Origin of the sequence: Lachnospira pectinoschiza, assembly GCF_900103815.1 — a bacterium.
Lineage (GTDB): Bacteria > Bacillota > Clostridia > Lachnospirales > Lachnospiraceae > Lachnospira > Lachnospira pectinoschiza_B.
This window is the reverse complement of record NZ_FNHZ01000010.1, coordinates 1-24,852: the sequence shown is the minus strand read 5'-3', so window position 1 is coordinate 24,852 and position 24,852 is coordinate 1. Positions and strand designations below refer to the sequence as shown.

20 protein-coding genes are annotated in these 24,852 nt (G+C 34.0%); 15 read left to right on the top strand and 5 right to left on the bottom strand.

Annotated features, from left to right (window positions below; all coding sequences use genetic code 11):
* Positions 1-1,214: 1,214 nt before the first annotated feature.
* Entirely contained in the window at positions 1,215-2,042 is an 828-nt protein-coding gene (locus tag BLQ66_RS11330) for a ParA family protein (RefSeq protein ID WP_074522245.1), read from the top strand.
* 2 nt (positions 2,043-2,044) lie between these two features.
* A complete protein-coding gene (locus tag BLQ66_RS11325) occupies positions 2,045-3,238 on the top strand; it encodes a ParB/RepB/Spo0J family partition protein (RefSeq protein ID WP_074522244.1) in 1,194 nt (397 codons plus the stop codon).
* A gap of 888 nt (positions 3,239-4,126) precedes the next feature.
* Here BLQ66_RS11325 and BLQ66_RS11320 read toward each other — a convergent pair.
* Both BLQ66_RS11320 and BLQ66_RS11315 read right to left on the bottom strand, forming a co-directional pair.
* Positions 4,127-5,308: a hypothetical protein gene (locus BLQ66_RS11320; RefSeq protein ID WP_083330367.1), complete on the bottom strand. Its 1,182-nt coding sequence runs from the start codon at positions 5,306-5,308 to the stop codon at positions 4,127-4,129.
* A gap of 1,848 nt (positions 5,309-7,156) precedes the next feature.
* Positions 7,157-8,554, bottom strand: a complete 1,398-nt coding sequence (locus tag BLQ66_RS11315) for a hypothetical protein (protein WP_074522242.1) — start codon at positions 8,552-8,554, stop codon at positions 7,157-7,159.
* Positions 8,555-8,956: 402 nt separating this feature from the next.
* On the opposite strand from BLQ66_RS11315, the gene BLQ66_RS11310 reads away from it, so the two are divergent.
* Both BLQ66_RS11310 and BLQ66_RS11305 read left to right on the top strand, forming a co-directional pair.
* Complete coding sequence (locus BLQ66_RS11310) at positions 8,957-9,904, top strand: site-specific integrase (protein WP_083330366.1); 948 nt, start codon at positions 8,957-8,959, stop codon at positions 9,902-9,904.
* A gap of 64 nt (positions 9,905-9,968) precedes the next feature.
* The gene (locus BLQ66_RS11305; RefSeq protein ID WP_074522241.1) at positions 9,969-10,409 is read left to right on the top strand and encodes an acyl-CoA thioesterase; all 441 of its coding nucleotides are present in this window, start codon (positions 9,969-9,971) and stop codon (positions 10,407-10,409) included.
* A gap of 127 nt (positions 10,410-10,536) precedes the next feature.
* Here BLQ66_RS11305 and hypA read toward each other — a convergent pair whose 3' ends face one another.
* Positions 10,537-10,881, bottom strand: a complete 345-nt coding sequence (gene hypA / locus BLQ66_RS11300) for a hydrogenase maturation nickel metallochaperone HypA (RefSeq protein WP_074522240.1) — start codon at positions 10,879-10,881, stop codon at positions 10,537-10,539.
* A 293-nt stretch (positions 10,882-11,174) separates the two neighbouring features.
* On the opposite strand from hypA, the gene BLQ66_RS11295 reads away from it, so the two are divergent.
* The 10 genes from BLQ66_RS11295 (at position 11,175) to hypE (ending at position 21,309) form a co-directional block, all read left to right on the top strand.
* Positions 11,175-13,103: an NADH-quinone oxidoreductase subunit 5 family protein gene (locus tag BLQ66_RS11295; RefSeq protein WP_074522239.1), complete on the top strand. Its 1,929-nt coding sequence runs from the start codon at positions 11,175-11,177 to the stop codon at positions 13,101-13,103.
* Positions 13,100-13,963 (top strand): NADH-quinone oxidoreductase subunit H, encoded by an 864-nt coding sequence (locus BLQ66_RS11290; RefSeq protein ID WP_074522238.1) that lies wholly within the window; start codon positions 13,100-13,102, stop codon positions 13,961-13,963. The genes BLQ66_RS11295 and BLQ66_RS11290 overlap by 4 nt, the downstream gene beginning before the upstream one ends.
* Before the next feature lie 11 nt (positions 13,964-13,974).
* The gene (locus BLQ66_RS11285; protein WP_074522237.1) at positions 13,975-14,424 is read left to right on the top strand and encodes an NADH-quinone oxidoreductase subunit B family protein; all 450 of its coding nucleotides are present in this window, start codon (positions 13,975-13,977) and stop codon (positions 14,422-14,424) included.
* Positions 14,424-14,843 (top strand): NADH-quinone oxidoreductase subunit C, encoded by a 420-nt coding sequence (locus BLQ66_RS11280; protein ID WP_051195430.1) that lies wholly within the window; start codon positions 14,424-14,426, stop codon positions 14,841-14,843. Before BLQ66_RS11285 ends, BLQ66_RS11280 begins: the two co-directional genes overlap by 1 nt.
* Positions 14,836-15,918 carry a hydrogenase large subunit gene (locus tag BLQ66_RS11275; protein WP_074522236.1) on the top strand — a complete coding sequence of 361 codons (1,083 nt, stop codon included), beginning with the start codon at positions 14,836-14,838 and terminating at the stop codon, positions 15,916-15,918. Before BLQ66_RS11280 ends, BLQ66_RS11275 begins: the two co-directional genes overlap by 8 nt.
* A 96-nt stretch (positions 15,919-16,014) precedes the next feature.
* Complete coding sequence (locus BLQ66_RS11270) at positions 16,015-16,461, top strand: 4Fe-4S binding protein (RefSeq protein WP_074522235.1); 447 nt, start codon at positions 16,015-16,017, stop codon at positions 16,459-16,461.
* Between the two features lie 27 nt (positions 16,462-16,488).
* A complete protein-coding gene (gene hypF / locus BLQ66_RS11265) occupies positions 16,489-18,879 on the top strand; it encodes a carbamoyltransferase HypF (protein ID WP_074522234.1) in 2,391 nt (796 codons plus the stop codon).
* 40 nt (positions 18,880-18,919) lie between these two features.
* On the top strand, positions 18,920-19,138 hold the full coding sequence (locus tag BLQ66_RS11260) for a HypC/HybG/HupF family hydrogenase formation chaperone (protein ID WP_027431520.1): 219 nt from the start codon (positions 18,920-18,922) through the stop codon (positions 19,136-19,138).
* Complete coding sequence (gene hypD, locus BLQ66_RS11255; RefSeq protein WP_074522233.1) at positions 19,138-20,208, top strand: hydrogenase formation protein HypD; 1,071 nt, start codon at positions 19,138-19,140, stop codon at positions 20,206-20,208. The genes BLQ66_RS11260 and hypD overlap by 1 nt, the downstream gene beginning before the upstream one ends.
* Before the next feature lie 108 nt (positions 20,209-20,316).
* Positions 20,317-21,309, top strand: a complete 993-nt coding sequence (gene hypE, locus BLQ66_RS11250; protein ID WP_074522232.1) for a hydrogenase expression/formation protein HypE — start codon at positions 20,317-20,319, stop codon at positions 21,307-21,309.
* Between the two features lie 129 nt (positions 21,310-21,438).
* Here hypE and BLQ66_RS11245 read toward each other — a convergent pair whose 3' ends face one another.
* Positions 21,439-22,608, bottom strand: coding sequence for a Card1-like endonuclease domain-containing protein (locus BLQ66_RS11245; protein WP_074522231.1), 1,170 nt, complete (start codon positions 22,606-22,608; stop codon positions 21,439-21,441).
* Positions 22,609-22,931: 323 nt separating this feature from the next.
* Between BLQ66_RS11245 and BLQ66_RS11240 the strand changes: the two genes are divergently transcribed.
* Positions 22,932-23,480, top strand: coding sequence for a hypothetical protein (locus tag BLQ66_RS11240; RefSeq protein ID WP_143453012.1), 549 nt, complete (start codon positions 22,932-22,934; stop codon positions 23,478-23,480).
* 125 nt (positions 23,481-23,605) lie between these two features.
* On the opposite strand, the gene BLQ66_RS11235 is transcribed toward BLQ66_RS11240, so the two are convergent.
* Positions 23,606-24,730 (bottom strand): RNA-guided endonuclease InsQ/TnpB family protein, encoded by a 1,125-nt coding sequence (locus BLQ66_RS11235; RefSeq protein ID WP_074521355.1) that lies wholly within the window; start codon positions 24,728-24,730, stop codon positions 23,606-23,608.
* Between the last annotated feature and the right edge of the window lie 122 nt (positions 24,731-24,852).

Here is a 24,852-nt window from a genome sequence, read left to right as displayed (position 1 = left end):
TTATATAAGCTCATAATTCTAATAAAAACTAGCTGCTAATATCATTGCAATATAAGATTTAAAGCTTTTTACTTACGTCGTCATACAATTAATTATTTTATCATGATTAAAATGTAAAATCACCTAAAGATTTAATAAAATCACAAATAGTTCTAATTCCTTGAGTTATTGTTCCACGTGAAACAAAGAACGTATGTTTATATATGTTTAGTACGGGATAATTGCTGTATTTTCACATTTCTTTAATGAGAAGTGAACTCAGTTCAAAATTGGAGATATATTCTAATGGAGATATATAATTTTAAGATTTGTTATTGTGAAGTGCAGGATGAGATTTGGTATAGTTTAAGTAAATTTGTAATTTGTAGTTTTATAATGGCTTTAGATTATAATTGTGAACTCAGTTCAAAATTATTGTTATACGAGTTTTGTTTATGATATAGATCATTTAGAACTTTATTGAAGTAAGATTTGAAATCTTCGAGGTAATTAGTTTTGGATTAGGAGTTGATTGCTAAAACTGTATTGATATCTTTTAATATAACTTATCTAATACTTTTACATTCCAGGAAATGATAGCGCTAAGATAAAAGTTAAAATATAATATTATAAGTGAACTGAGTTCAATTTTGAATCAGTAATCTTTATAGGAAAATTTTATTGATTGCTAATCATTAATTGATTCGTAATCCAGTCTACATAAATATAAATAACATGGATTATTTTTGAACTCAGTTCACAATTTAATCCAGTTAGAATTTAAAATACAATCACAAGATCTTATAGGGTTAAAAAGGAAAATGAACTGAGTTCAACTTATTAGATAACATAAAATATTCACTTCCTAAAGATTAACTGGAAGTGTAGGATATAATCATTGTGAACTCAGTTCAAAATTTTCCTTTGTTACAGCATTTAAGGAGGATTTAAAGATGAATGTTGAAAATTGAAGCATCTAATATAGTTTGTAATATAGTTTGAACTCAGTTCATTTTTTAGCAGCTATCTAGATATATTTTCATAATAATTAGTAAAAACATGATGATAAAGCAGTAGAAATAAGCTATAAATTCTATAAAATTCCATTGTTTTTCAAAAAATGAGGGTAAAATCTTGAACTCAGTTCAAAATTATTGTACTTTTTGATGAAATCTCCTTGAATGAAAAAATATATGATGTATAATGAATATTAGATGAAATAAGGGAGGTCAACAATGTCTGAAGTTATCAGCTTAATTAATGAAAAAGGCGGTGTTGGTAAGTCAACTTCGTCTATCACAATTGCTCAGATTTTAGCAATTTCTGGTTATAAGACTCTTCTAATTGATCTAGATCCTCAGATGAACACAACTAAAATGTTTAGTTTATCAGAAGGAATAGAAGATGAGAACTACGAACAGTTGTTTTGTAGTAAGATGGATAATATTGATGAACTTGAATACTATATTACAGATACAGAATATGAGAACATTTCGATATTATCAGCATCAAGAGAATTAAACAATCTAATCTATGTAATTTATGACAAGATGAAAGAAACTAACGTTGAATTATATTTACGTCATAATTTAGCACTTCTTAAAGAGAAATACGATTATATCATCATCGATAATTCACCATTTAAATCATATTTAACAACATGCGCAATGTGTGCAAGTGATAAGATTATTACTCCAATCTGTGTAGATAATTTCTCATATGATGGATTAATGTCACTTATAGATTCAGTTGATGAATTAAACGAAAAGTACAATTTAAATATTGAATTTGCAGGTATTTTCATGACAAGAGTAGCTGGAAGAACAACACTCTTTAAGCAGATGTTTGAGTCTTATGAAAATATGTTCGGAGATAAATTCCTTCCACCATACATCAGAAATAGTATTGCTGTAAATGAGTCAAATACAACATTTGAACCACTTTTAACATACGATAAGAGATGTGGCGCAGCGCAGGATTATATAGAGCTTGTAAATTATCTCGGATTAATGGATAACAAGCACTATAGAGAACTTGCAAAATACTTGAAAGGAGAAAAGTAATTATGGCTAAAAAAAGTTTTAGCGCAGGAACAACCAAATCAGGTAATTTAGGCAACGCTGGGGAGAAGATGAAGGATCTTCAAGCAAGAAATCAATATAACTTTAAGTTCATTCCAAAGGAGCAGATTAAGGCAAACCCTAAGAATGAAATGTACACTCAGGATGGTATTGAAGCATTAAAAGAAAGTATCTTAGTAAATGGTCTAAGACACAATCTATCAGTATTATTTGATGTAGATACAAACACATATAGATTAGTATCTGGTGAAAGACGTTTTAATGCTATTTCATCAATGACAGATAAAGAATATAACAATCTTTTCCCATCAGGTATTCCTTGTAAGGTTGAAAAGCAGACAACAAGCGAACTTGATGAAGAAATCATGCTTATATCTGCTAACCATGATGTAAGAGAAGCATCAATGGAAGTAAAGAGATGGGAAGTTAGCCGTCTAAAAGAGCTTTACGAAGCAAAGAAATTAAAGGGTGAAATCAGCAATATTAACGCTGAAATCGCTAAGCAGCTTAACATCAGTGAAAGACAGGCAAGAAAATATACTACAGCCGAGAAGTTAATTCCAGAACTCAGTGAATTACTTAACTCTAACGGTATTGATCTTAACCAGGCTGATAAGTTTGGTAAGCTCGATGAAGAAGCTCAGATGTCAATTTTAAATCTTATTAAGAACAATGGTAAGGTTGAAAATGAAGAGTACAAGTCAATCAAGAAGCTCTCTGAGCAAAAAGAAGCAGAAGCTAGAGAATATCAAGAAAAACTTCAGCAAGCTTCTAAGGAATTAGAAGAGAAAAATGAAAAACTTACACTTCTAGAAAACAAGCTTAGTGAAATAAATAGCGCTCCTCAGCCAACAAAGAGCAAAGAAGATCTTGAAGATGAACTCAAGTATATAACTAAAGCTAAGGATAAGGCTGAAAAGGAAAGAGCTAGATTAGAAACTAACCTTGAAAAGTTAAAGCAAGCTCAAAAAGAAAAAGAGCAACGCAACACTGCAATTTCAGATTCAGAATTAAAAAGAATTTCTTCAATTGCAAAAACAGAACAGGCATTAAATTTACTTGAAAATAATTTCGATATTTTGAAGAATAACAAAACTGTCATCAAAAATGATGCAGATTTACGTCTCAGAATCGAATTATTAAAGAGCAGAATGGATGACCTTTTAAATAACCTCTAATTTGCTCATATAGACGTTTTTGTTAAAAGCTAATAAATTTATCATTTTAAATAAAAAAGTCGCTATATGGACAAATTAAAGCTATAGTTATTTGTGGATAATTTTAAAAATTATTTGGATTTATACACAAAAAAGAAAATTTTAAAAAAAATAGAGCAGGAAGTAGATTTTATTTTCTGGAGAAACAAATCAAGCCCTTTTAAATTATTAATCGCAGTAATTAAAAAGAGCATGATAGAGAAGAAAATTCTCCAAAATAAAATTTACTTCCTAAATTTTTATAATTCATACTGTAATTTTAAATACTTTCAAGAAAAAATATATAATGTGAGTCTTAAATAATGAGATCCTGTAGCTTTATAAGCATTTTCTATCGTTAAAACGATATTAAAAATTCTTTTTTATCAAATTTATAAATCAATAAATATATTCCAGATACTCTATTTATAAACATAAATACAATACATTAATTATTAACATTAATTGCTAAATCTAATTCTTTTAATCACAGTAGTGGTGCGGTTTTCAACGATTTTCACAAGTGAATTTTTTTACCGAGAATTGTTGAAATCTTTTAAGGGATGTTGAATACATTTTCCTAAAAGTCGAATAGTTTTTTTGTAGGTTGAAAGCTTAAAAGTTATGGTTGAAAAGCTGATAAAAATAGTTGAATACATTCAAAAAAATGTCGAAAACTTTCTAGTAAAAAGAATAAAAATCTCACTTCTTTATAAAACTTTTTAAATTTATTTCAAAATTCTAGGTAAAAATGACTGAAAATTGTGGAAATTAAATGATAATTTAATATTTTTAGAGGAAAAATGAGCAAAAATTAAACGAGAAAGTGAATTTTTAAAATTTCTGGACACAAAAAGAAGACTACTTGTTTTAAGCAGCCAAATTTTTGTTATTAAATTGAGATCGTAATATTGAATTTATCAAGGCTCCAACGTCTTTTATATCGTTTTGACGATTGGTTAAATAATAGCTCTTGTAAATAATTTGTATTACATCAATTACATAATCATAAGAATAATGAACAGCAATTCTTGAAATATTTTCAATTTCTTTTGGACTAAATTTCAATAACTTAAATCCTGATTCACAAGTTTCATCCTTAAAGAAGTCCTCAAATCGTTTTTCATACTGACCAGATGAATTTATGATAGGAATGTTTCTATTGAAGTCCATTACAAATTGAGTAAACATTTTCTCATACTCATTAGTAAGGTTTTCTTTCTGCTTTTTAGCTAAGAACTTCTCATTAATTGTAAACTTGATAATCTTCTTCTCGATGTTGATTTTGAAAATGTCAGTTGGTGTTTCAAGAGAGCTCTTAATAATGCAAGGCTTGCAGTAGTCTGGTAGGCCTCGCTTGATATCCTTGATATTTACTGAATCAATGCTTACGATTCCGTTATAGTTTGTCTGATCTAGATTGATGAGCTCACGTAAATAAATTCGAAGCGCAACTAAAGACTTAATAGCAATTAAATTGTTAAGAAGTTCTCTAGATAACACAATAAAACCACGACCTCCCTTATTTGCTGGAAGATAGTAGTTTTCGAAATTATTGATAATTACTGTAACCTTATCAGTATCTGACTTAACGTAATCAATATATGAATAACTTGTTAGAAGTTCGAGGTTATTCCATATTGTTTTTGGATTACAATTAAGCTGCTTAGCTAAATCTAAAACATCAAGGTTTTCTATAATTCCATGTCTATCTGGATGATAGAAGTGGAGTAGTAGTAAAAGCTTAATTCCGTTAGCTTTAAGCATTGGCTTGTAACCAAATTGATTTTTCTCATTATGATATACTGTTTCAGTCACGGTCTGGTTAGTGAAAGACTTGTAAGGACAACTATTACAGTTATCACAGGCTTGCTGATATTTAGTTGATGACTTAGGAAATGCGTTAATGATTGATTTATTAATACAATTACTACATCTTGTATTAGTAAAGTCTAAAGTTGGAACTTCGACGCTTCTTGTTTCAGAGTAGTTTTTCTGAATACCAAGAGCTGGAACTATAACAATTTTTCCGATATTAGCAAATTTATCCAAGATCTTTCACCCCCTTTTTTTATTGTGAGTTTATCAATATCTTGTGGTTTTATCAAATTGAAGTATTTACTTGTAAAATATCTACAAATTGTGGAAAAGTCTCGATTTTTTCGACGATTTACTCTAAAATTGTCTACATCTATCTTGAATTACTCTGAAATTGTCTACGTTTTTTTTGAAAATTTTTTTTGTAGAGCAATTTTTACAAAAAATCGCAAAAATACTCTTATTTTATCTACAATTTTCTTTTTTTAGCCTGAAATTTTTCTTTAAAATTTCTAAAATGCCCTATTTATCGAAAAAATGTAGACATACCGATTTTTGAAGTCTAAAAAAAACGACAAAAAATTATACTAATTACAGTATAAAATATACTGATAATATACAAAATATTTTAAATTAAGGCGAAAAAAATCAAAAATTACTCTAATTTTGTCTACATAGAAAAAATTTACTCTGAAATTGTCTACATTCGATTTAAAAAAAACAAAAATTTACTCTAAAATTGTCGACATTATCGTAGTAAATTTTATATTCAATAAACTTAACAAAAATAAAAATGACAATTTGATTTTTTAGAATTCAGTATTTATGCGGCTTTACAAAGACTTGTTCGAGTTAAATTTAAGAAAAAGACGACAAAGTATAAAAAAACACCTAAATTAAGGCATTTTTCAAAATGAAATTTTTAGAATCGGAAAATTTTTCTTTGAATTTTTTAAAGGGAAATTTCGAAAAAATGTAGACATAATGTAGACTAAAGAAATCTAACTTTTTATAAAAAATTGAATTTAAGACAGGTTATTTTGAAAAAATGTAGATAGTAAGATTGTAAAATTTGTTGTTCGCTAATCTGATTTGAAAAAGCTAAGCCCAAATTATAAAGCAATGAGTTTAGAGAAAAGCCTTAGCTCTGCTTAAAAAAAACAGTAAAGAATAGCGGACTAGTAATCTCTGAAAAACGAAGGGTCATTCGAAATATTCAGAGAAATCAAAAGATGAAGAAAAATAAGGAACGGGAAATCTCTGAAAAACGAAGGGTCATTCGAAATATTCAGAGAAATCAAAAATAGCATAAAATAGTTTCCTGGTTATTTCTCTGAACATTAACTAAAAGGGTCTATTTTTCAGAGAATCTCCAATCCTAAATTTAAATCGACCGGTTCTTTCTCTGAAAAATCAGCCACGTCATCGTATATTCAGAGATTTTCAAATCCTTATTATTTATAAGAGAAAGATTTCTCTGAAAAACAATGTGCCTTTACGAATATTCAGAGATTTACAATTCCTTATAAGAAAAACTCAAGTAAAGCGGACATTCGGAATCCGCTTCGCTACTTCCTCATGAACGCAGTGGCACTTTGTGCCACCTGTCAGAAGGGGCTTTAACCCCTTCTGACACTAGTAAGCTTTATACCCCCGCTTAAAGCTTACGCTTTTGAAGCGGGGGATTGCTTACACTGCGTTCAAAAGAAGAGGTATTGTGCCTATAGCGGCAAACCAACCCCCAAAAAGTCACATCGCCCCGAACCAAAATAGAAGAGCATCAAGTCAACTTCTACCACAAAACAAATAAAGCAGAATCCTGTGCCTATAGCAGCAAACCAACCCCCAAAAAGTCACAGTCCCCCGGACTCATGAAAGAATACAAGAAAAGAAGAAAAGTAGCAGAGTAGAAGAGCAGCAAGTCATGTCACCAACAAATCATAACTATATCCATAGCTTATCTCATACATATACTCTGTTGTATATTCATCTTCCAGCTTCCACAAAAAAAGATGCTGCCCTCTGGCAGCATCTTCTTCATATAATCACTTAAATTAAATTCTCATCTCATTAAAACCAATTCTACTTAGCAACACTCTCAATCAACTTGTCTTTCTTATCAAACTGAAGATCTTCAAGTTCTGCATCTGATAGTGGAAGGAACTTGATAATGAATACGCCGTTCTTAAGCTCGAAGCTTTCAATGGCGATTTTGTTGTCTACGAATTCCTGAAGACTATCTTGGATAAGCTGGAGATTCTTCTTCTTATTCTTCAACTTAAATCTTACAATCTTCTGGAAATATGTGTAGCTGTATTCGCCAAGTTTGTTTTCCTGATTTGCAATCTGTTCCTGCTTCATTGCGTAGCAGATAATCTTTGAAAGATTATTCTGTAAAACATCATAAGAAGCAGAAGTAATAGAAATTAACTTCTTTTTGATTATGGCATTACTTAAAACTTCTCCGAACTGAGCAATGGCATAAGGTCTTTCTGCATCTTCCTTAATAACAATGTTATCGAAAAGGTTAAAGAAAATCTTACTTCCATCTGACTCGTAGAAGAAGTTATATTCTACAAGCTTGCGGCAAGAATTTGAAATTTTATTAAGAACGTTCTTACCAACATGATAATTTACAACTTCCTTACCCAAAGTATTCAAATCCACGATTACAGATTTCTCTCTTGAGAACTCCTGCATATTGATATTAGAAATGAAAGCATTAACAAGTTTTAAATCGTTAGTGTCCATTGCCTTAGGTGGATTAAGTTTACCTGAGTTTACATGAACCTCTAGAAGTTCAGTTCCATTTTCATCAGTGATAATTTCTTGTAAAATATTCTCTGATGCTTCGTTCATCATCAATGTAAATGATGAAGGACTGAATAGAGGTTTATCAACTAACTCCGCTGGGAACTGACGCAAATATGAATCAATGTTACCAGCAAGTTCTGACTCGATGTACTTCCATGAACTTATGATTACATCATTCTTAAGAGAGTTGTAAATTGACTTATCTGTAAATGATGAAATTCCAGGGAAGTTTATGAGTAAACTGTTTGAGTCGTTCTTCCATTCAGTAGCTGCATTTTTACGATCCTCAATAATTTCTGGAATATCTTTATCTCCGAAAATATCAGCATACTTATCGATAGCAATAGTCTTGGCCATCTGGATATCATTAGCAAGTGGATGCTTTGGATCATCAATGCTCATTGTGTTAATGTCGTTGATGTAATTCTTATACCAACGAGCTCTTTTCTGTAATCTCGATTTTTTGATTTTATTAATAATGGGAATTAAATCATCTCTACTGGTCTTACCTTCAAGATGTTCCATTAAAGCTTCATCTATTAATTCAGCAACATTATCAGCTTTGAAACCTTTATAGACTGACTTCTTTTTGTTGAAGTAATCAATAATAAGCGGATCAATATGGTTAGCTAACTCTTCGATGAATCTTCTTGAATATTGTTCCATTAAGTTACCCCCGTCTAAATAATACGTAAATAATAAAACGCTTTTACTATTATATTTGATTCCCGATATAAAATCAATTAATTTTATTCACAGCCAAAATGGTGAAATGTGCATAAACACTAGCTTTGTTGTGGATAACTTATAAATAATATTATTGATATAAAACTCTGAACTCAGTTCAAAATCACTTTTCTTTTTAATTACTATTTTGTTTGAGATTTCGTTGTGATTTATGTTTTGTGGAGGGATTTGATATTTTAAAAATGCTTGACATATGTCGTCAATGTATGACAAAATTAGACTAGCACTACTACTATTTCGGAGGTGATTCCTATAAAAAGGGTAAATTTAGATATAAGCAAAGAATTCAATGAAAAGATTTGGGTCTACTTTGAGACCAATTTGAAGGCAAGAACAAGGAAGGAATACTATAATGTTGTGGCACATTTTACAAAGTGTGTTGGCCACGATCCCTACAACTTAAGTCTTGAGGATACTAAGAAGTTTTACGAAGATTTAATTAAGAAGATCAACAATGAGAAATTGTCCTACAGTACTGCTGTTATGCGATATTCTGTAATGCGTTCGATTTGCGATTTTATAGAGAATTACAGAATAAATCATGGTGAGGAATACACTAATTATTTTAGAGAGTTTAGCCTTCCAGAGCAGGACAAAACCATAAAAGAAGAGGATTTGCCAAGTCTAAAAGAGGTTGACTTGGTTTTAAATAAATGTTTAGAATGTAATGACTACAAGGCCTTTACTATATTTTCCTTATGTCTTAAACTAGGCCTTACAAACACAGAAGTTTGTCATTTGGCTTTTGAAAATGTATTGCTTGTGGATGATGAGCACATAGCCATCAGCCTAACATCAAGCGGAAATTCTAGCAGAAAGATCACACGAATCCTTGAGCTTGATAAAGACCTTTCAGAAATTCTTGATAAGTATATCAAGGACTATGAAATAACTGCCGGCCCGCTATTTTACAATAACAGAGGCAATCAGATAAAGATGCGTGACACAGAGCGTTTACTTTTAAAGTATATTGACATGATAAACACTGAGGGCAGCGAGACTGTAAAGGCAAGCCCCAAAACTGAAGCAAAAACTATAAAGGCAAGCAAAAAGAGCGACACAAAGCTTGTAATCAAGCCCTTCACTATGCAGAGCCTTCGCCATATCGCAATGATTATGCTACTTAAAGGCAATGTGAGTAAGGAAAATGTAGCTAAATTTGGTGGTATAACAACAAAATGGATGAATCGCTACGAAAGAATTGTAAATAAGAATGACGTTGATACTAACGGAGAGATGTCCATTTTATCAATAAAGACAGGCTTTTAAATTTGGCAAGATAATTCCAAATTAATAAGACTAAATAAATTAGCTAAAAGGAGAGAAGTGTATAATGATAAATTTAAAGGAAATCAAACCCTACCAGCACCAGGTGCAGTACTACGAGACAGATCAGATGGGAATTGCTCATCACAGCAATTATATTAGATGGTTTGAAGAGGCAAGATCCTACATTTTAACACAGATTGGCATGGGATATGAAAAGATGGAAGAAATGGGAATTATAAGTCCAGTTCTTTCAGTTTCAGCAAAATATAAGACAATGACTCACTATTACGACATTGTTAATGTTGATTTAGAGGTGACAAAGTACAATGGAATCAAATTATCCATTAAATATACTATTTCAGATTCAAAAACTGGAGAAGTTAGATGTGTTGGTACCTCAGATCATTGCTTCCTTGATAGAGAAGGCAAGCCAATGTCCCTTAAAAGAAGCTATCCAGAGGTAGATGCCATACTTGAGCAGTTCAACGAAAAGAGCAGCAAGTAAATATCATTTGATATAAATATCAACCAATATAAACCAATATAAATATCAAAAACTAGCCAAAGGAAATTTCAATACTCCCTGGCTAGTTTTATTTTGCTTAAATTGGCATTATTGCATTTTAAAAAGCTTACTCCCCTTCAATCCTTAATATTACACAGTCCCTACCTTTCACAATATGACTGTGGATTCCCTTACAGATTGGACAGGAGTAGTTATTTTCACGACTTGGTTTAAATTCTTTTTGGCAATCCTCACAAAAGGCGATAACCTCTTGGTTTGTGAGATGAAGAGTTGCATTTTCAAGGCAAGTATTAAGCTTGGCCTTCGAGAAGGCCTTTAATAAAAGTTCGTTTACACAGGCGGTCATCTCGCCAACCTCTACGTAAACCCCAGAAACTTCCTTTATATCATTATCTACTGCGGCTTTAATAGCCTCGTCCACAATACGAACGCAATAGCTCATTTCATGCATAATAAAACCCCCTTTTTTATCATAAATCTTTGACTGTAACTTCAATATAACTTCAATAAAAATACAATATAAATTTCACAAAACAGCAACAAATTAGCAAGTAAATCTCTATATTCTCACCCATCCTTAACTATAGCCCAAAATGTCATTTATTTTCAAGAAATAATTGAATTAGACTGTCAGAAATAATATAATATAGAGTGAATTGACTTATAGAAAAATAGTATTCATAATAGAATACATTTTCCAAAAAAATACAAATGTTTAAGTCAAATAATTTTACGGGGGTGCTTATGGCGATAATACCATTCTTAATTATTTTTCCATTAGTTATAGCCATAATAATGTACTGTACTAGAATTAACAAAATCAGAAATGCCATAGCTTATTTATCAGCTGTTGTCATTATGGTTTCTGTTGGGGTTCTTGTATGTCAATGGATTAGCAAAGGGATGGAAACAATCACTCTTTACTATAACACTGAGTTAGTTGATCACATTATATTAGCGGCTGAAATAGTACTAATGGGCGTTGTGACTTATCTGTCTTTTAAGTATAAAAAGGCCTGGGTAAGTTTGTTATCAATCTGTCCAACAGCTCTTATAGCCTATTACGAGATCTTCGGACCTGAAACACGCGAAGTTGTTGGTCACATTTACATCGATTATCTCTCAATTTTAATGTGTATAATCGTTGGAATTATCGGAAGCTTAATTGTAGTCTATGCAGTGGGGTATATGCATGGATACCACCACAGCGCACACCACAGTAACGTTACTGATAGAAGATATTACTTCTTTGCTCTACTTTTCTTATTCCTTGGAGCAATGTTTGGATTTGTTCTATCAGAAAACCTACTCTGGATTGACTTCTTCTGGGAAATGACAAGTATTTGCTCATTCCTTCTTATTGGCTACACAAGAGAAGAAGAAGCTGTTAACAACTCATTTAGAGCATTATGGATGAACCTTCTTGGCGGTTGTGCTCTAGCTATTGCAATTGTTTATTTTGGATATACCTATGAAAATGTAGATCTTCATACCTTAGTTGCCATGGGTACAATCCAGTCGAAATGTGCTGTAATTTGCGTTGCACTTATTGCCTTTGCAGCACTAACAAAAGCTGCACAGTTACCATTCTCAACTTGGCTTATTGGCGCCATGGTTGCTCCAACACCAAGTTCAGCCTTGCTTCACTCAGCAACAATGGTAAAGGCAGGAATATATGTTTTACTTAGACTGTCCCCTGCAATGTCAGGCACAATGACAGGAAATATGATAGCCTTCGTGGGTGGTTTTACATTTTTAATAACCTCCTTCATGGCCATAGCGCAGTCAGATGGAAAGAAAGTGCTTGCTTTCTCGACAATATCAAACCTAGGCCTAATGGTGGCCTGTGCTGGTGTTGGTACATCTGAGACAGTTTGGGCAGCAATCTTTTTAATGATGTTCCACGCAATTTCAAAATCTCTTCTTTTCCAGGACATTGGTGCAACAGAAAATGCCCTTGGTTCAAGAGACGTAGAAGATATGCATGGTCTACTTTATATGCTACCTAAGCTAGCAATCTTTATGTTTATTGGAATTGCTGGAATGTTCCTTGCTCCATTTGGTATGTTAATTTCAAAATGGGCAGCACTTAAGGCTTCAGTAGACGTAAGAAATATTGTTTTAGTATTCTTTATCATTTTTGGTTCGGCTACAACATCATTTTACTGGACTAAGTGGATGGGCAAGATTATTAGCCACAGCCACTTAAACGGAGCTCAAGTGAAGGATAAAACAAAGAAGAATGAGATGATTTCTCTTACAATTCATGCAATCCTTATGATTGCCCTTTGTGCTCTCTTCCCACTAGTTTCCGAAACATTTGTTAACCCACTAGTTAATGAGATGTTTGGTTCTTCTGAAAATGTATTGTCAAATCAGGTTTTATTTACATTAATTATCATTATCGTTGTAGTATTTGCAGTGCCATTCCTTGCTTACCTAAGCAGCAAGCAGCAAACACAAGATCTTAAGTTATCTTACATGAATGGTGTAAACACAGGCGATAACAGAGCCTTTACAGATTCTTTAGGAAATGAAAAGACCCTTTGGTTGTCTAATTTCTATTTCCATAAGATTATCGGTTCAAGAAAACTTATGATGCCATCACAGATTTTTACTCTAGCAGTAATAGTTGTAATGATGTGTAGAATAATAGGAGGTGTGTTCTTATGATTAGAATAATTCTTACCATATGCTACATCCTTCTAGCTCCACTAATTGGCGGTTTACTAGATGGACTAGATAGAAAAATTTCTGCAAGAATGCAGCGAAGAGTTGGTCCGCCACTTTTACAGCCCTTCTATGATGTATCAAAATTGTTAACTAAGAGAGAAACTGCTGTAACAAAATCACAGAATTTTCTTTTGATTTCTTACATGGTTTTAATGATTCTTACAGGAGCAATGTTCTTTTCAGGTACTGACATTTTAATGTGCTTCTTTGTAATGAGTACAGCAGCAACTTTCCTTTATTTTGCAGGCGTTGTAACAAGTTCCCCATATGCATCAATCGGTGCTCAAAGAGAGCTTTTATCCATGATGATTTACGAACCTGCAGTATTATTTGCCTGCGTTGGCTTCTACCTTGCAACAGGCAGCTTTAACGTAGCAGACATTGCTAAAAGTTCAGATAGTGCAATTATGTACTTACCAGGATTTTTCATAGCCTTTGTCTTTATCCTTACAATCAAGATGAGAAAGTCACCATTTGATTTAGCAACTTCTCACCATCCAAATCAGGAGATTGTAAAGGGTATAACATCAGATATCGGAACTAAGAATTTAGCTATATTTACAGTAACTGAGTGGTATGAAAATGTATTTTTAATGGCAGTTGTATCACTTTTTATTGTAAATGAAAATCCAATCAGCATAGTTGTTGCCTTAGTCGTAGTGTTATTAGTATATTTTCTTGAAATATTAATTGATAATGCTTCCGCCAGAGTAAAATGGCAGACAATGCTTAAAACTACATGGGTAGTGACTTTATTTACTGCTGGAGTTAACTTAATAATTCTTATGATTATAAAATAATGGAGGTTGACATGGGAAAAGGATTAAAATCACCTTGGCTTCTCCACTATGATGGATCTAGCTGTAACGGATGTGATATTGAAGTTTTAGCCTGTCTGACACCAGTTTATGACGCAGAAAGACTTGGCGTTATAAACACAGGTGATCCACTTCAGGCAGACATTTTAGTAATAACAGGTGGCGTAAATGCACAAAACGAAGCCACAGTAAAACAGTTATATGAGCAAATGGCAGACCCTAAGGTGGTAGTTGCAATTGGCGTATGTGCCTGTACAGGCGGCGTATTTAAGGAATGCTACAACATCAAAGGCGGCGTAGATACTACAATTCCTGTGGATGTCTATGTTCCTGGATGCGCAGCAAGACCACAATCAATTATTGATGGCATTTTAAAAGGCATCGAAATTTATAACCAAAGAGCAGAAGCTCTAGAAAGAGAACTTGAAGGAGGAATTGCATAATGGATGAGACTGTTGAATTAAAGACTAACGACAAAGTGCGCCAGCTCTCAAAAATTGAGGAAATTCCAGCAAGTGACTTACTTGAGAGATGTCTTGAATTAAAGCGAGAAGGTTTGAGATTTTCCCAAGCCTGCGCAGCCTATTACGAAGATAAATTTCATTTAACATATACATTTTCAAATTACGAAACTCTTGAAGCGCTATCTTTAAGGGTTGTGATTTCGCCAGAGGAAGAGATTCACTCCATTACTGAATTTATTCCGGCAGCGCTATTTTATGAAAATGAAATGAAAGAAATCTTCGGTGTCAAAATCAAGTTAATTACTAACGATCTTGACAATAAGCTCTATAGAATAAACGTGGAGGCGCCACTTGGTGTACCACAAGAAGAGAAGAAGGAGGAAGAAAACAATGGGTAAACGTAGCGTTATTCCTTTCGGCCCTCAGCATCCCGTACTTCCTGAGCCAATTCATCTTGACTTAGTTGTAGAGGATGAGAGAGTAATTGAAGCAATTCCTTCAATCGGCTTTATTCATAGAGGTTTGGAAGGTTTAGTAAAGAAGAAGGATTTTAATACCATGACTTATGTGGTGGAGAGAACCTGCGGTATTTGTAGTTTCCAGCATGGAATGGGATATTGCGAGACTCTTGAGCACATTATGGATGTGGAGGTCCCTGATAGAGCGAAAATGCTTAGAACTATCTGGGCTGAGCTTAACAGAATGCACTCACATCTTCTCTGGCTTGGTTTATTAGCCGATGGTTTTGGTTTTGAAAATCTTTTCTATCAGTGTTGGAGAATTCGTGAGAAAATTCTTGACCTACATGAACTTACTGCAGGTGCGAGACTTATTTTCTCCGTAAATACAATTGGCGGTGTCAAAAGAGACATCGACGAGGATAAGCAAAGAACAATTCTTGAGACCCTTAGTGAGGTTGAAAAGGAACTTAAAGTTATTGAAAAGACTTTCTTTTATGATTACACAGTTGAATCAAGACTTAAGGGCGTGGGCATTCTTTCAAAGGAAAAGGTTCACGAACTTGGCTGTGTTGGTCCATTTGCAAGAGCTTCAGGCCTTGCAGTAGATTTAAGAAAGCTAGAATATGCAGGATATTCTAAGATAGATTTTGAGCCAATTACAAGTAATGATTGCGACTCATATGCTAGATGTTATGTGCGTTTAAAGGAGCTATACCAGTCAATTGACATTATTCGTCAGGCTATTGCAAAGCTTCCAGCAGACAAGACACTTAGCACTCCAGTTAAGGGAAATCCTAAGGGCGAGTTTATTATGAGAGTGGAGCAGCCACGTGGCGAGGCCTTCTACTATGCCAAGGCAAATGGCACTCCATACCTAGACAGAATCAGAGTAAGGACTCCTACATTTGCCAATATTGCAGGCCTTTGCGAGATGTTAAAGAACACAGAGCTAGCCGATGTTGGTTTACTTGTACTTACAATTGATCCATGTATTAGTTGTACCGAGAGATAAGATTTTGATAATGAAAATGTATCGCCGGCCGAAAGGCTTGCAAAAGGCCGGCAGTTTAACAAAATCTGGAAACAACAAATACAGAAAGGAGTAGATATGGCTATTTTACAATTTGCTACACAAGCATTAAAAAATCTATTTCTTCCCCCTGTAACAACTAGCTATCCAGCTAGTGAAATTCAGTACCCAGAGGGTAGTAGAGGCCATGTAGAAATCGACATCGACAATTGCATTTCTTGTGGTATGTGTGTTCGTTCATGTCCAAGCAATGCCCTTGCCGTAGACAGAGCTAATGCCACTTGGTCAATTGATAGATTTGACTGTGTAGCCTGCGGATTTTGCGTAGATAAATGTCCTAAAAAATGTTTAAAGATGGTGGTAGGTTATCAAACACCTGAATTTGAAAAGAGCGTTGCTACTTATAAGAAATCCGAGGAACAGCTTAAAAAAGAAGCAGAGGCAAAGGCTGCCGCAGCAGCTAAGGCCGCTGAAATAGCAAAACAGAAAGCCGAAGCCGCAGCAAAAGCTAAGGCAGAGGAATAAACATAAACATAAACGGGGAGGGATTTGATGCATACACTTTATAGCTTAAATGTTACTGGACTTGTACAAGGTGTGGGCTTTCGCCCATATGTAGAGGAACTCGGCAACAAACTAAACCTGAAAGGAAGTGTATCCAACATTGGTGGTCAAGTCCTAATTAAAATATTTGATGATAAAAAAGGACTCGATATCCTTAAAGAAAATCTATCAAAGCTATGTAAAAATAACACAGTTTTGCCAGGTTCAAGGGTCGACAATATTTTAATTAGCACAGAAACTAGCAATGAAAATCCTCCCCGTAATTTTTTTATTAACAACTCTCTAAACATCCACGATAACATTCGTTTCATCCCCGTGGATTACGCAACCTGCGACAAATGCAAGAGCGAACTTCTTGATAAAAATAACAGAAGATATCGCTATCCCTTCATTAGTTGTGTGGCTTGTGGTCCAAGAATTACCATAATTAATGAGCTTCCCTACGACAGGGAAAACACTAGCATGAAGGACTTTCCAATGTGTGAGGCCTGCGAAACGGAGTATAAGACTTTTGAAAATATAAGACATTACGCTCAAACTATCGCTTGCCATGACTGTGGTCCCATTCTAAAGTTTTATGCAAAAAAAAGAAACGAAATTAATGGCCTAGTGGAAGATTATAAACTTGAAAGGGAAGATGCATTTTCAAAAGCTGTGAAAGAAATAAAGGCAGGAAAAGTGCTAGCCGTCAAGGATATTGGCGGATACCACTTTGTTTGTGATGCAAAAAATGTTAAGGCCATTAGGAAAATGCGCCAAGTAAAGGCACGTGAGAAAAAGGCCTTTGCAGTCATGTTTCCTGATGTTAAGACAATAAAGAAAATCGCTTATGTTTCAGAAAAAGAAGCAGAGCTTCTTGAATCTAATGCTAGACCTATTGTGCTAGTTAGAAAGAGAGAAGAGATTGGCAGTGACACTGATAGTTTTGGCTACAACTTATCTGAGGAAATCGATGACAATGCCATAAGACTTGGGGCAATGCTTCCTTCAAATCCTTTGCAGATTTTACTAATGCAGGAATTTGATTGTCTAATTATGACTAGTGGAAATCTTGCGGGAGAGCCTATAATTGCAAGGGATAAAGACATTTTTGATCTTGTAAAAAATGGACAAATTGACGGAAGCTTATATAATGAAAGAGAGATAATTAATCCATTGGATGACTCTATTGTAAAGGTCACAAAGCTTGATAATAGAGAGATAACGCAGATTATAAGGAGGGCTAGGGGCTATGTTCCTGACCCAATTAAGATAAATAAATTTTTGAAAAATGATTACTACGCAGCAGGGGCAGATTTAAAATCCGTCTTTGCTCTAGCAAGAAAAAACTATGTAACTTTAAGTGGCCATTTTGGTGACTTAGACGACTATGAGGCAAGGAGGGCAAAGGACAGGGCTAGAAAGATTTTCACAAAGCTACTAGACCTAAAGCCGGAAAGTTTTATAGCGGATAGGCACCCAGGCTACTATTCCAACAAAGATACCAAGATTTTGGCAAATGAGGCAGGCACTAAAGCCCTTGAAATTCAGCATCATCACGCCCATCAGGCCTCGGTTATGGCAGAGCATTCACTATCTGAGTGCATTGGCATTGTTTTAGATGGCACGGGCTATGGAAATGATGGAAATATCTGGGGCGGCGAGTTCTTGTACTGCAAGGACACTGATTTTAAGCGCTTGGGACATTTTGACTATTTAGAGTTAATTGGGGCAGACAATGCCACGGTGGATATTGATAAATCTGCCATGGTGGCAATGATTCAGGCAATTAATGCAAAGCTAGTAGATGAAGAGCTTTTGATTAATCATCCTTGCTTTAAAAAATATATCAACTCCGCAAGTCTTGATCTTTTAAAGGCTGCGCTAAAAGAGCACATAAATTCTTACAAGTCTTCTTCTGTTGGAAGGCTCTTTGATATTGCGGCGGTGATTATGAACATTTGCCAGAAAAATAGCTACGAGGGCGAGGCTCCAATGAAGCTAGAAGCCCTTGCCACAAGGTATTTTGAGAGAATTGAAAATTTAAATCCAGCCATAATTCCTGTAATAGTAAAGGAAATCAATGGTGAGATTTTAGTGGATAGTAAGGGCTTTATGTCCGATTTATTCAAATTATATATTGCCGGCGCAAGAGTGGATGAGCTTGCTTTTGAATTCCACAACTCCCTTGCAAAGGCCTTAGTTAGCGTGGCTATAGCCATGCGCGATAAAACAAATTGTTCTGACATTGCCCTATCCGGAGGCTGCTTTAATAACAGCTTGCTGCTTAAACTTCTAGTAACTAGACTAGAAAAAGAGGACTTTAAGGTTTACCTAAATGAGAAGGTGCCTTGCGGTGATGGTGGCATTGCCCTTGGCCAGATTTATCTAGGAAATTAGCTGAGGCAATCAATGTCAAATTTTACAAAAAGGAGGAAATATGTGTGTTGCAATTCCGGGTGTGATCACCCAAATTAATGATAATAATACAGCAACTGTGGACTTTAACGGCAACTTAGTTAATGCAGCAACGGGACTTGTAGATGTCTCTATAGGCGATAACGTTTTAGTGCACGCAGGTTGCATAATTCAAAAGGTTTCTAAATCAGAAGCCGAGGAGATTCTAGACATTTTCAAAGAAATAGAGGAACTTAGTTAATGGCTGAAATTGATGTTAAAAAATATGTCGAATTTTTACAAAAATATGATGGTGAAGAATTAAGGCTTATGGAGGTTTGCGGTAGCCACACTGCAGCAATTTCTAAGTCAGGAATCAAGAAAATTATATCTCCAAAGATTAAGTTGATTTCTGGCCCTGGCTGTCCTGTGTGCGTTAGCCCCTCTGCCTTTGTTGATAAATTAATAGAGCTTGGAAGAGAGGGCGCTCACATTGTTTGCTTTGGGGACATGATGAGAATTCCCGGCAAAGAATCTAGTCTAAACGAAGAGAAGGGAAAAGGCTTAAAGGTAGACTACGTCTACTCTCCAATGGATATCCTTCCCATGGCTAAGGAAAATCCAGAGATAAATTACATTTTTGCCTGTGTTGGTTTTGAGACTACAATTCCAGTCTACACCTTACTTCTAGATGCAATTATTAAGAATGATATTAAAAATGTAAAATTCCTAACAGCCCTTAAAACAATGCCGGAGGCTATAGATTTTCTTTGCGCTAACGATGCAAAAATTGACGGCTTTATTGCCCCTGGCCATGTTAGTGTAATTACCGGCAGTGTTGCATTTTCAAAGGTATCAAAAAAATATCAGATACCTATGGCAGTCACTGGCTTTAGTCCAAAGGAATTGGTGGTTGGCATCTACGCCCTTACAAAAACTTGTATAAATAAGGAGCAGTTACTAGCTGAAAATAAGTCTTTAGTTGGAAACTACTACAGGTCGGTCGTTAAGGATGAAGGCAATGAAAAGGCGCAAGAAAACATCAACAAATATTTTAGAAAAGGCGATGCAATCTGGCGTGGAATGGGAAATATCAAAGATTCTGGCCTTTATTTAAGAGACGAATATTTAAAATACGATGCCGGAAGCTTTGACTTAGTGGACGATTACAAGATTAACAAGGCTTGTCGATGTTCTGAGGTTTTAATGGGTAAAATTTCTTCAAAAGAATGCCCACTCTTTAAAAAGCTTTGTAGCCCGCTAACACCGCAGGGCGCCTGCATGGTGTCTTCTGAAGGAAGCTGCTATCAAAGTTTTAAGAACGGAGATTAAAAGAGACGTATTTTTGCTCTAGGATTTAAAGACAAAAGCACAAAAAGCTAAAACATAAAAAATAAAGCATAAAAGATTAGGAGGCGGACCAAAAAAGGTCAAAACAAAATGATTATAACAATGGCTCACGGAAGTGGAGGAGCTTTCACTTCTGAATTAATAGATGAAATTTTCGTAAAAGAATTTGATAATGAAACAGTAAAGGAATTGGAGGATTGCGCTGTTATTCAGGGTTCAACTAGGATTGCAATGACAACTGATAGTTTTGTTGTAAAGCCTATTGAGTATCCGGGCGGCGATATTGGCAGACTTTGTATTTGCGGCACAGTTAATGACTTGCTTATGCGCGGCGCCAAGCCAAAATACATAACTTGCGGCTTTATTATAGAGGAAGGCGCAGACTCAGAAACTTTAAAAAAAATTGTGCATTCCATGGCAGAAACAGCAAAAGAGGCTGGTGTGATAATCGTTGCCGGAGATACAAAGGTTATAGATGGTAACGGTGGAATCATGATAAATACTGCCGGTGTGGGATTTGTTAAGGAAGGTCTTGATATCAAATCCACAAATCTACAGGTGGGAGACCAGGTACTCTTATCTGGAAATCTTGGCGACCACCATGCAACAATTCTTGCTAGCCGTATGAACATCACCAATTCAATTAAAAGCGATAACGCGCCTTTAAACGATTTAGTATCCAATCTTTTAAAGGAAAATGTTACAATTCATACAATGCGTGATGTAACTCGAGGCGGCCTTGCAACCGTATTAACCGAGATTTCAAGAAGTTCTAATCTTGATATAAAACTAGAAGAGAACAAAATTCCAGTAAGCAGCGCAGTTCATGACTTCTGCGGACTTCTAGGCCTCGATCCCCTTTATATGGGTAATGAAGGAAAATGTATCGTTGTTCTTCCAAAGGAAGAGACAGAAAAAGCCCTTGAAATCATAAGAAAGTCTAACTATGGTGAAAATGCAGTCGTAATCGGTGAAGTAAAAGAAAAAGCTGAAGACAAAGCCTGCGTATATATTGAAACTGAGATAGGCGGAAAGCGCATACTTGATGTATTGCAGGGCGAAGGCTTGCCAAGAATTTGTTAGGACAGGACTTGAAACATATTTTAACAACTCGTCAGATAAATAATATAATTTATCTGACGAGTTGTTAATTATATATATATGAATATTTTTCTTTTTAAATCATAATGATTTAAATAACAAAACATTATATTATCTAACTTCAATTCCCATTTCTTTAGCACGTTCCATATAAACATTACCCAACCCTTTTGCAGTAACTAAAACTTTTTTTGCATATTTTCCACCAAATCTTCTAGTTACAGTCTCTAATTCATACAAAGCGTGCAATGCTTGCTGTGAACCCATTTTACCGCTTTTACAAGAGATAAAAGTAGGAATGTTACCGTTCAAAGATAAAACATCAATTTCATTAAGCACATCTTGACCAGGAATACCATGAATAATTCCATCCCAATCTAAATGAACCCCTACCTGACATTCATTATTTATTTTTGATTCCTTCAAGCAAGTGTGAAGTTCTAAAATACTTCCACCTTCCCACAAGCACTCCTTAATTTCTTTATTTTTAAATCTAAATGAATAGTTTTCTTCTGAATGTTTTACATCTAACAATATTCCTTTTAAAGCAAGTTCATCTACAATTTTATTTAGTTGCTTAATACTTTTTAGACTTGATTTAGAAGCTGATAAAGCCTTAATAATTGTACTGGTTTTCTTTTTTACTGAAAAATCAGAAGAATTTACAGGAACCATTGTACTTCTAAGTAAATCTGAAAAAGGATTCCAATATGACCAATTGTTTTTTGCTGTTTGATAAATCAATTCAATATCATCCATAAAATCTTGATCATTAATTCCCTTAATATCTTTTTTAAGATTTGTATTTATTTTCCCACCATGCATTTTTACCAGAAGATCTAATGTCATAGCAACCTTACGTTTCTCGACATTTTGACTAATATTAGTTTTTGTATTTGCATCAAGTTCTATTAGCTTGTCATTTTCTATATCATACATATGCATTGGTGTTTCATAATCCATTGATAACATTCCAAATGCAACTAAAATAAGACTTTCACCACCGGTTATATCAAAATAAATTTGATTTTTATTATCTATTTCTTTTTGGATTTCGCTCCTCATAATTTTAATTATTTCCTGCATATTATTATGAGGTAACGCAACAAACATCACATTTTTAACATCACAATATTTTTTTAGAAAATTTTCTGTAATGTCTCTTTGAACATCTATAGTATCTTGATATCCAAAATACACAAGCTTATCGATTTTAAAATTCATACATGTAATCAAATTCTCAATGGCTTCTTCTCCCAAAAATTCAAAATTAACTACCATAAATGTACCTCATTTTTATAAAATATTTTACACTTTCTGTGTTATTTATTCTATTAATATTGATAATTATAAGACAATGATAAATAAAAATCAATTTAACTATCGTGTGCAAATCAAGACACTATGAAAAATAAACTCGTCAGATAAATTATATTATTTATCTGACGAGTTGTTTAAAAATATATATCCGACATGGCAAAACTTAAAATAATGTGTCACGTAACTTACACTCCTTTTTCTTAAAGAGGTCGGCACGTATGTGACAACATTATTATCTCAGAAAGATCCCCATAAACAGCATAAATAATTTTAAGTGCGTGAATTTGCTACTATGTTATGAACTAACGCAAACCTATATCAGTACACAAGAAATCATTAATAGTAAAGATGGTTGCCTGTATTGGGAAAAGATAGATGACTATCTAGTTACAGCAGACCTTGACTCAAATGCTAACAAACTCACTTTTAACTCTTACAAAATTACAGACACAGGTGTTGAAAAAGTAGATAGCATTGATATTGAAGATTTAATTGTTTACGCAGATGAAATCAAAATCCTATTTTCTAACCTTGAACTAAATAATGGTAAGAAACTAATAATGATAGAATCAAGATCTTTCACATATACTTTCGGTGATGGAGTAGGTTATAGTATTGATTTGCTAGAGCTTACTAGTAGTGGAAAGCTAAACAGTTACTTTTCAGATGAACTAGCCGGATCTGGCGATGCTGATATAACTAAAACAATTCGCGCAGGCTTTAATAATGCTACTTCTTTGAGTTGTAATCAAGATCAGTTTGAAAACGCATTTTATGATGGCAACATGTTGACAGAAACAGTGAACTACTCCGACTTAATACTTCGTATTTGAAGTCGGAGCTTCTTGCTTCAACCACCACTGCGTAGGCTATCCTATTGGATAACGAACGTCTTACACAGTGTCCACAAGCGTATAAGTTCGGCTAGTTCCTAGCCTACTATAAGATTTATCAGAGTTTAGGCTACTTCAAGCAATCTAAGCCCTTCATTTTTTATGTTTATAGCTGCATTTAGGTCACGGTCCATTGTAAGCCCACAATTACACTTATAGATTCTTTCTTGAAGTGTAAGTTTTTTACGAGAACCACAACAGCTACAAAGTTGTGATGATGGATACCACTTATCTATTTTGATAAAGTATTTACCTCTATCATTTAGTTTATACTCAAGCATAGATAAAAACATTCCATATCCATTATCTAAAGTAGCTTTACCGTTACCAAAGCCCTTATTTGACATGCTTTTCATATTTAGAGATTCTACACATACTATATCATACTGATTGGCTATCTCAGTAGATTTCTTGTGTAGATTATCTAATCTTTGATTTGAGATATGTCTATGAATTTTGTTTACTTTCTTTAATTGCTTTAGATAGTTATTGGATTTAGTTTGGTTCTTCTTAGAACCAACTTTGCGAGAAAGTTTACGTTGTTCTTTAGCAAGCTTTTTATGATTTTCTCGATAGTATTTATGATTAGAACCTATATTCCCATCACTATCCATATATAAACCATCAGATTTATAATCTAATCCAATTACATTATCTGATTTAGTTACCTTAGTAATAATTCTGTCAAATTCAAAGAGAATAGAAATATAAAAACTACCATCTCTTTCTTTAGACACAGTAGCTGATTTAATGATCCAGTCTTCCTCTGGAAATCTGTGAATTACAGCTTTTACCTTACCAATCTTAGGAAGCTTGATATATTTATTCTCTATGATAGCAACAGTACCTTTTTGATTATTAGTGGTATAGCTATTTCTAGCTTTACGAGATTTGAATTTTGGGAAGCCATTTTTCTTTTTACGTTTTTTATCAAAGAAACTCTTGTAGGCTTTCTGTAAATTCATTTGTACATTGGCAAGAGCTAGACTGTCTACTTCCCTAAGATAATGGTAATCGTTTTTATATTTGGCAGGTGTCACAGTGGGGAATTTGCCCGTAGCTTTGTAGCCGTCAATCTTATCAGAAAGCATAAGATTCCAGACCTTACGACAACAGCCGAAGGTCTTAGCAAACATAACTTCTTGTTCAGTTGTAGGATATACTCTGTACTTAATTGCCTTATTTGCCATCTTTCTTTCCTTGTGCTTGAATGTATTGTTTAATAATATCTACAGTAACACCGTCTGAGTAATACGATAGATTTATACTTATATTATACAATCAAATTACAAAGTAGTCAAACAAATGTTCT

What these genes read in the sequence shown, in the direction of transcription:
- BLQ66_RS11280 (WP_051195430.1), top strand. Translation starts at nt 14,424, where the DNA reads ATGGATGAGACTGTTGAATTAAAGACTAACGACAAAGTGCGCCAGCTC.
- BLQ66_RS11330 (WP_074522245.1), top strand. Translation starts at nt 1,215, where the DNA reads ATGTCTGAAGTTATCAGCTTAATTAATGAAAAAGGCGGTGTTGGTAAG.
- hypD (WP_074522233.1), top strand. Translation starts at nt 19,138, where the DNA reads ATGGCTGAAATTGATGTTAAAAAATATGTCGAATTTTTACAAAAATAT.
- BLQ66_RS11245 (WP_074522231.1), bottom strand. Translation starts at nt 22,608, where the DNA reads ATGGTAGTTAATTTTGAATTTTTGGGAGAAGAAGCCATTGAGAATTTG.
- hypE (WP_074522232.1), top strand. Translation starts at nt 20,317, where the DNA reads ATGATTATAACAATGGCTCACGGAAGTGGAGGAGCTTTCACTTCTGAA.
- BLQ66_RS11290 (WP_074522238.1), top strand. Translation starts at nt 13,100, where the DNA reads ATGATTAGAATAATTCTTACCATATGCTACATCCTTCTAGCTCCACTA.
- BLQ66_RS11295 (WP_074522239.1), top strand. Translation starts at nt 11,175, where the DNA reads ATGGCGATAATACCATTCTTAATTATTTTTCCATTAGTTATAGCCATA.
- BLQ66_RS11270 (WP_074522235.1), top strand. Translation starts at nt 16,015, where the DNA reads ATGGCTATTTTACAATTTGCTACACAAGCATTAAAAAATCTATTTCTT.
- BLQ66_RS11260 (WP_027431520.1), top strand. Translation starts at nt 18,920, where the DNA reads ATGTGTGTTGCAATTCCGGGTGTGATCACCCAAATTAATGATAATAAT.
- BLQ66_RS11285 (WP_074522237.1), top strand. Translation starts at nt 13,975, where the DNA reads ATGGGAAAAGGATTAAAATCACCTTGGCTTCTCCACTATGATGGATCT.
- hypA (WP_074522240.1), bottom strand. Translation starts at nt 10,881, where the DNA reads ATGCATGAAATGAGCTATTGCGTTCGTATTGTGGACGAGGCTATTAAA.
- BLQ66_RS11235 (WP_074521355.1), bottom strand. Translation starts at nt 24,730, where the DNA reads ATGGCAAATAAGGCAATTAAGTACAGAGTATATCCTACAACTGAACAA.
- BLQ66_RS11305 (WP_074522241.1), top strand. Translation starts at nt 9,969, where the DNA reads ATGATAAATTTAAAGGAAATCAAACCCTACCAGCACCAGGTGCAGTAC.
- BLQ66_RS11315 (WP_074522242.1), bottom strand. Translation starts at nt 8,554, where the DNA reads ATGGAACAATATTCAAGAAGATTCATCGAAGAGTTAGCTAACCATATT.
- hypF (WP_074522234.1), top strand. Translation starts at nt 16,489, where the DNA reads ATGCATACACTTTATAGCTTAAATGTTACTGGACTTGTACAAGGTGTG.
- BLQ66_RS11275 (WP_074522236.1), top strand. Translation starts at nt 14,836, where the DNA reads ATGGGTAAACGTAGCGTTATTCCTTTCGGCCCTCAGCATCCCGTACTT.
- BLQ66_RS11325 (WP_074522244.1), top strand. Translation starts at nt 2,045, where the DNA reads ATGGCTAAAAAAAGTTTTAGCGCAGGAACAACCAAATCAGGTAATTTA.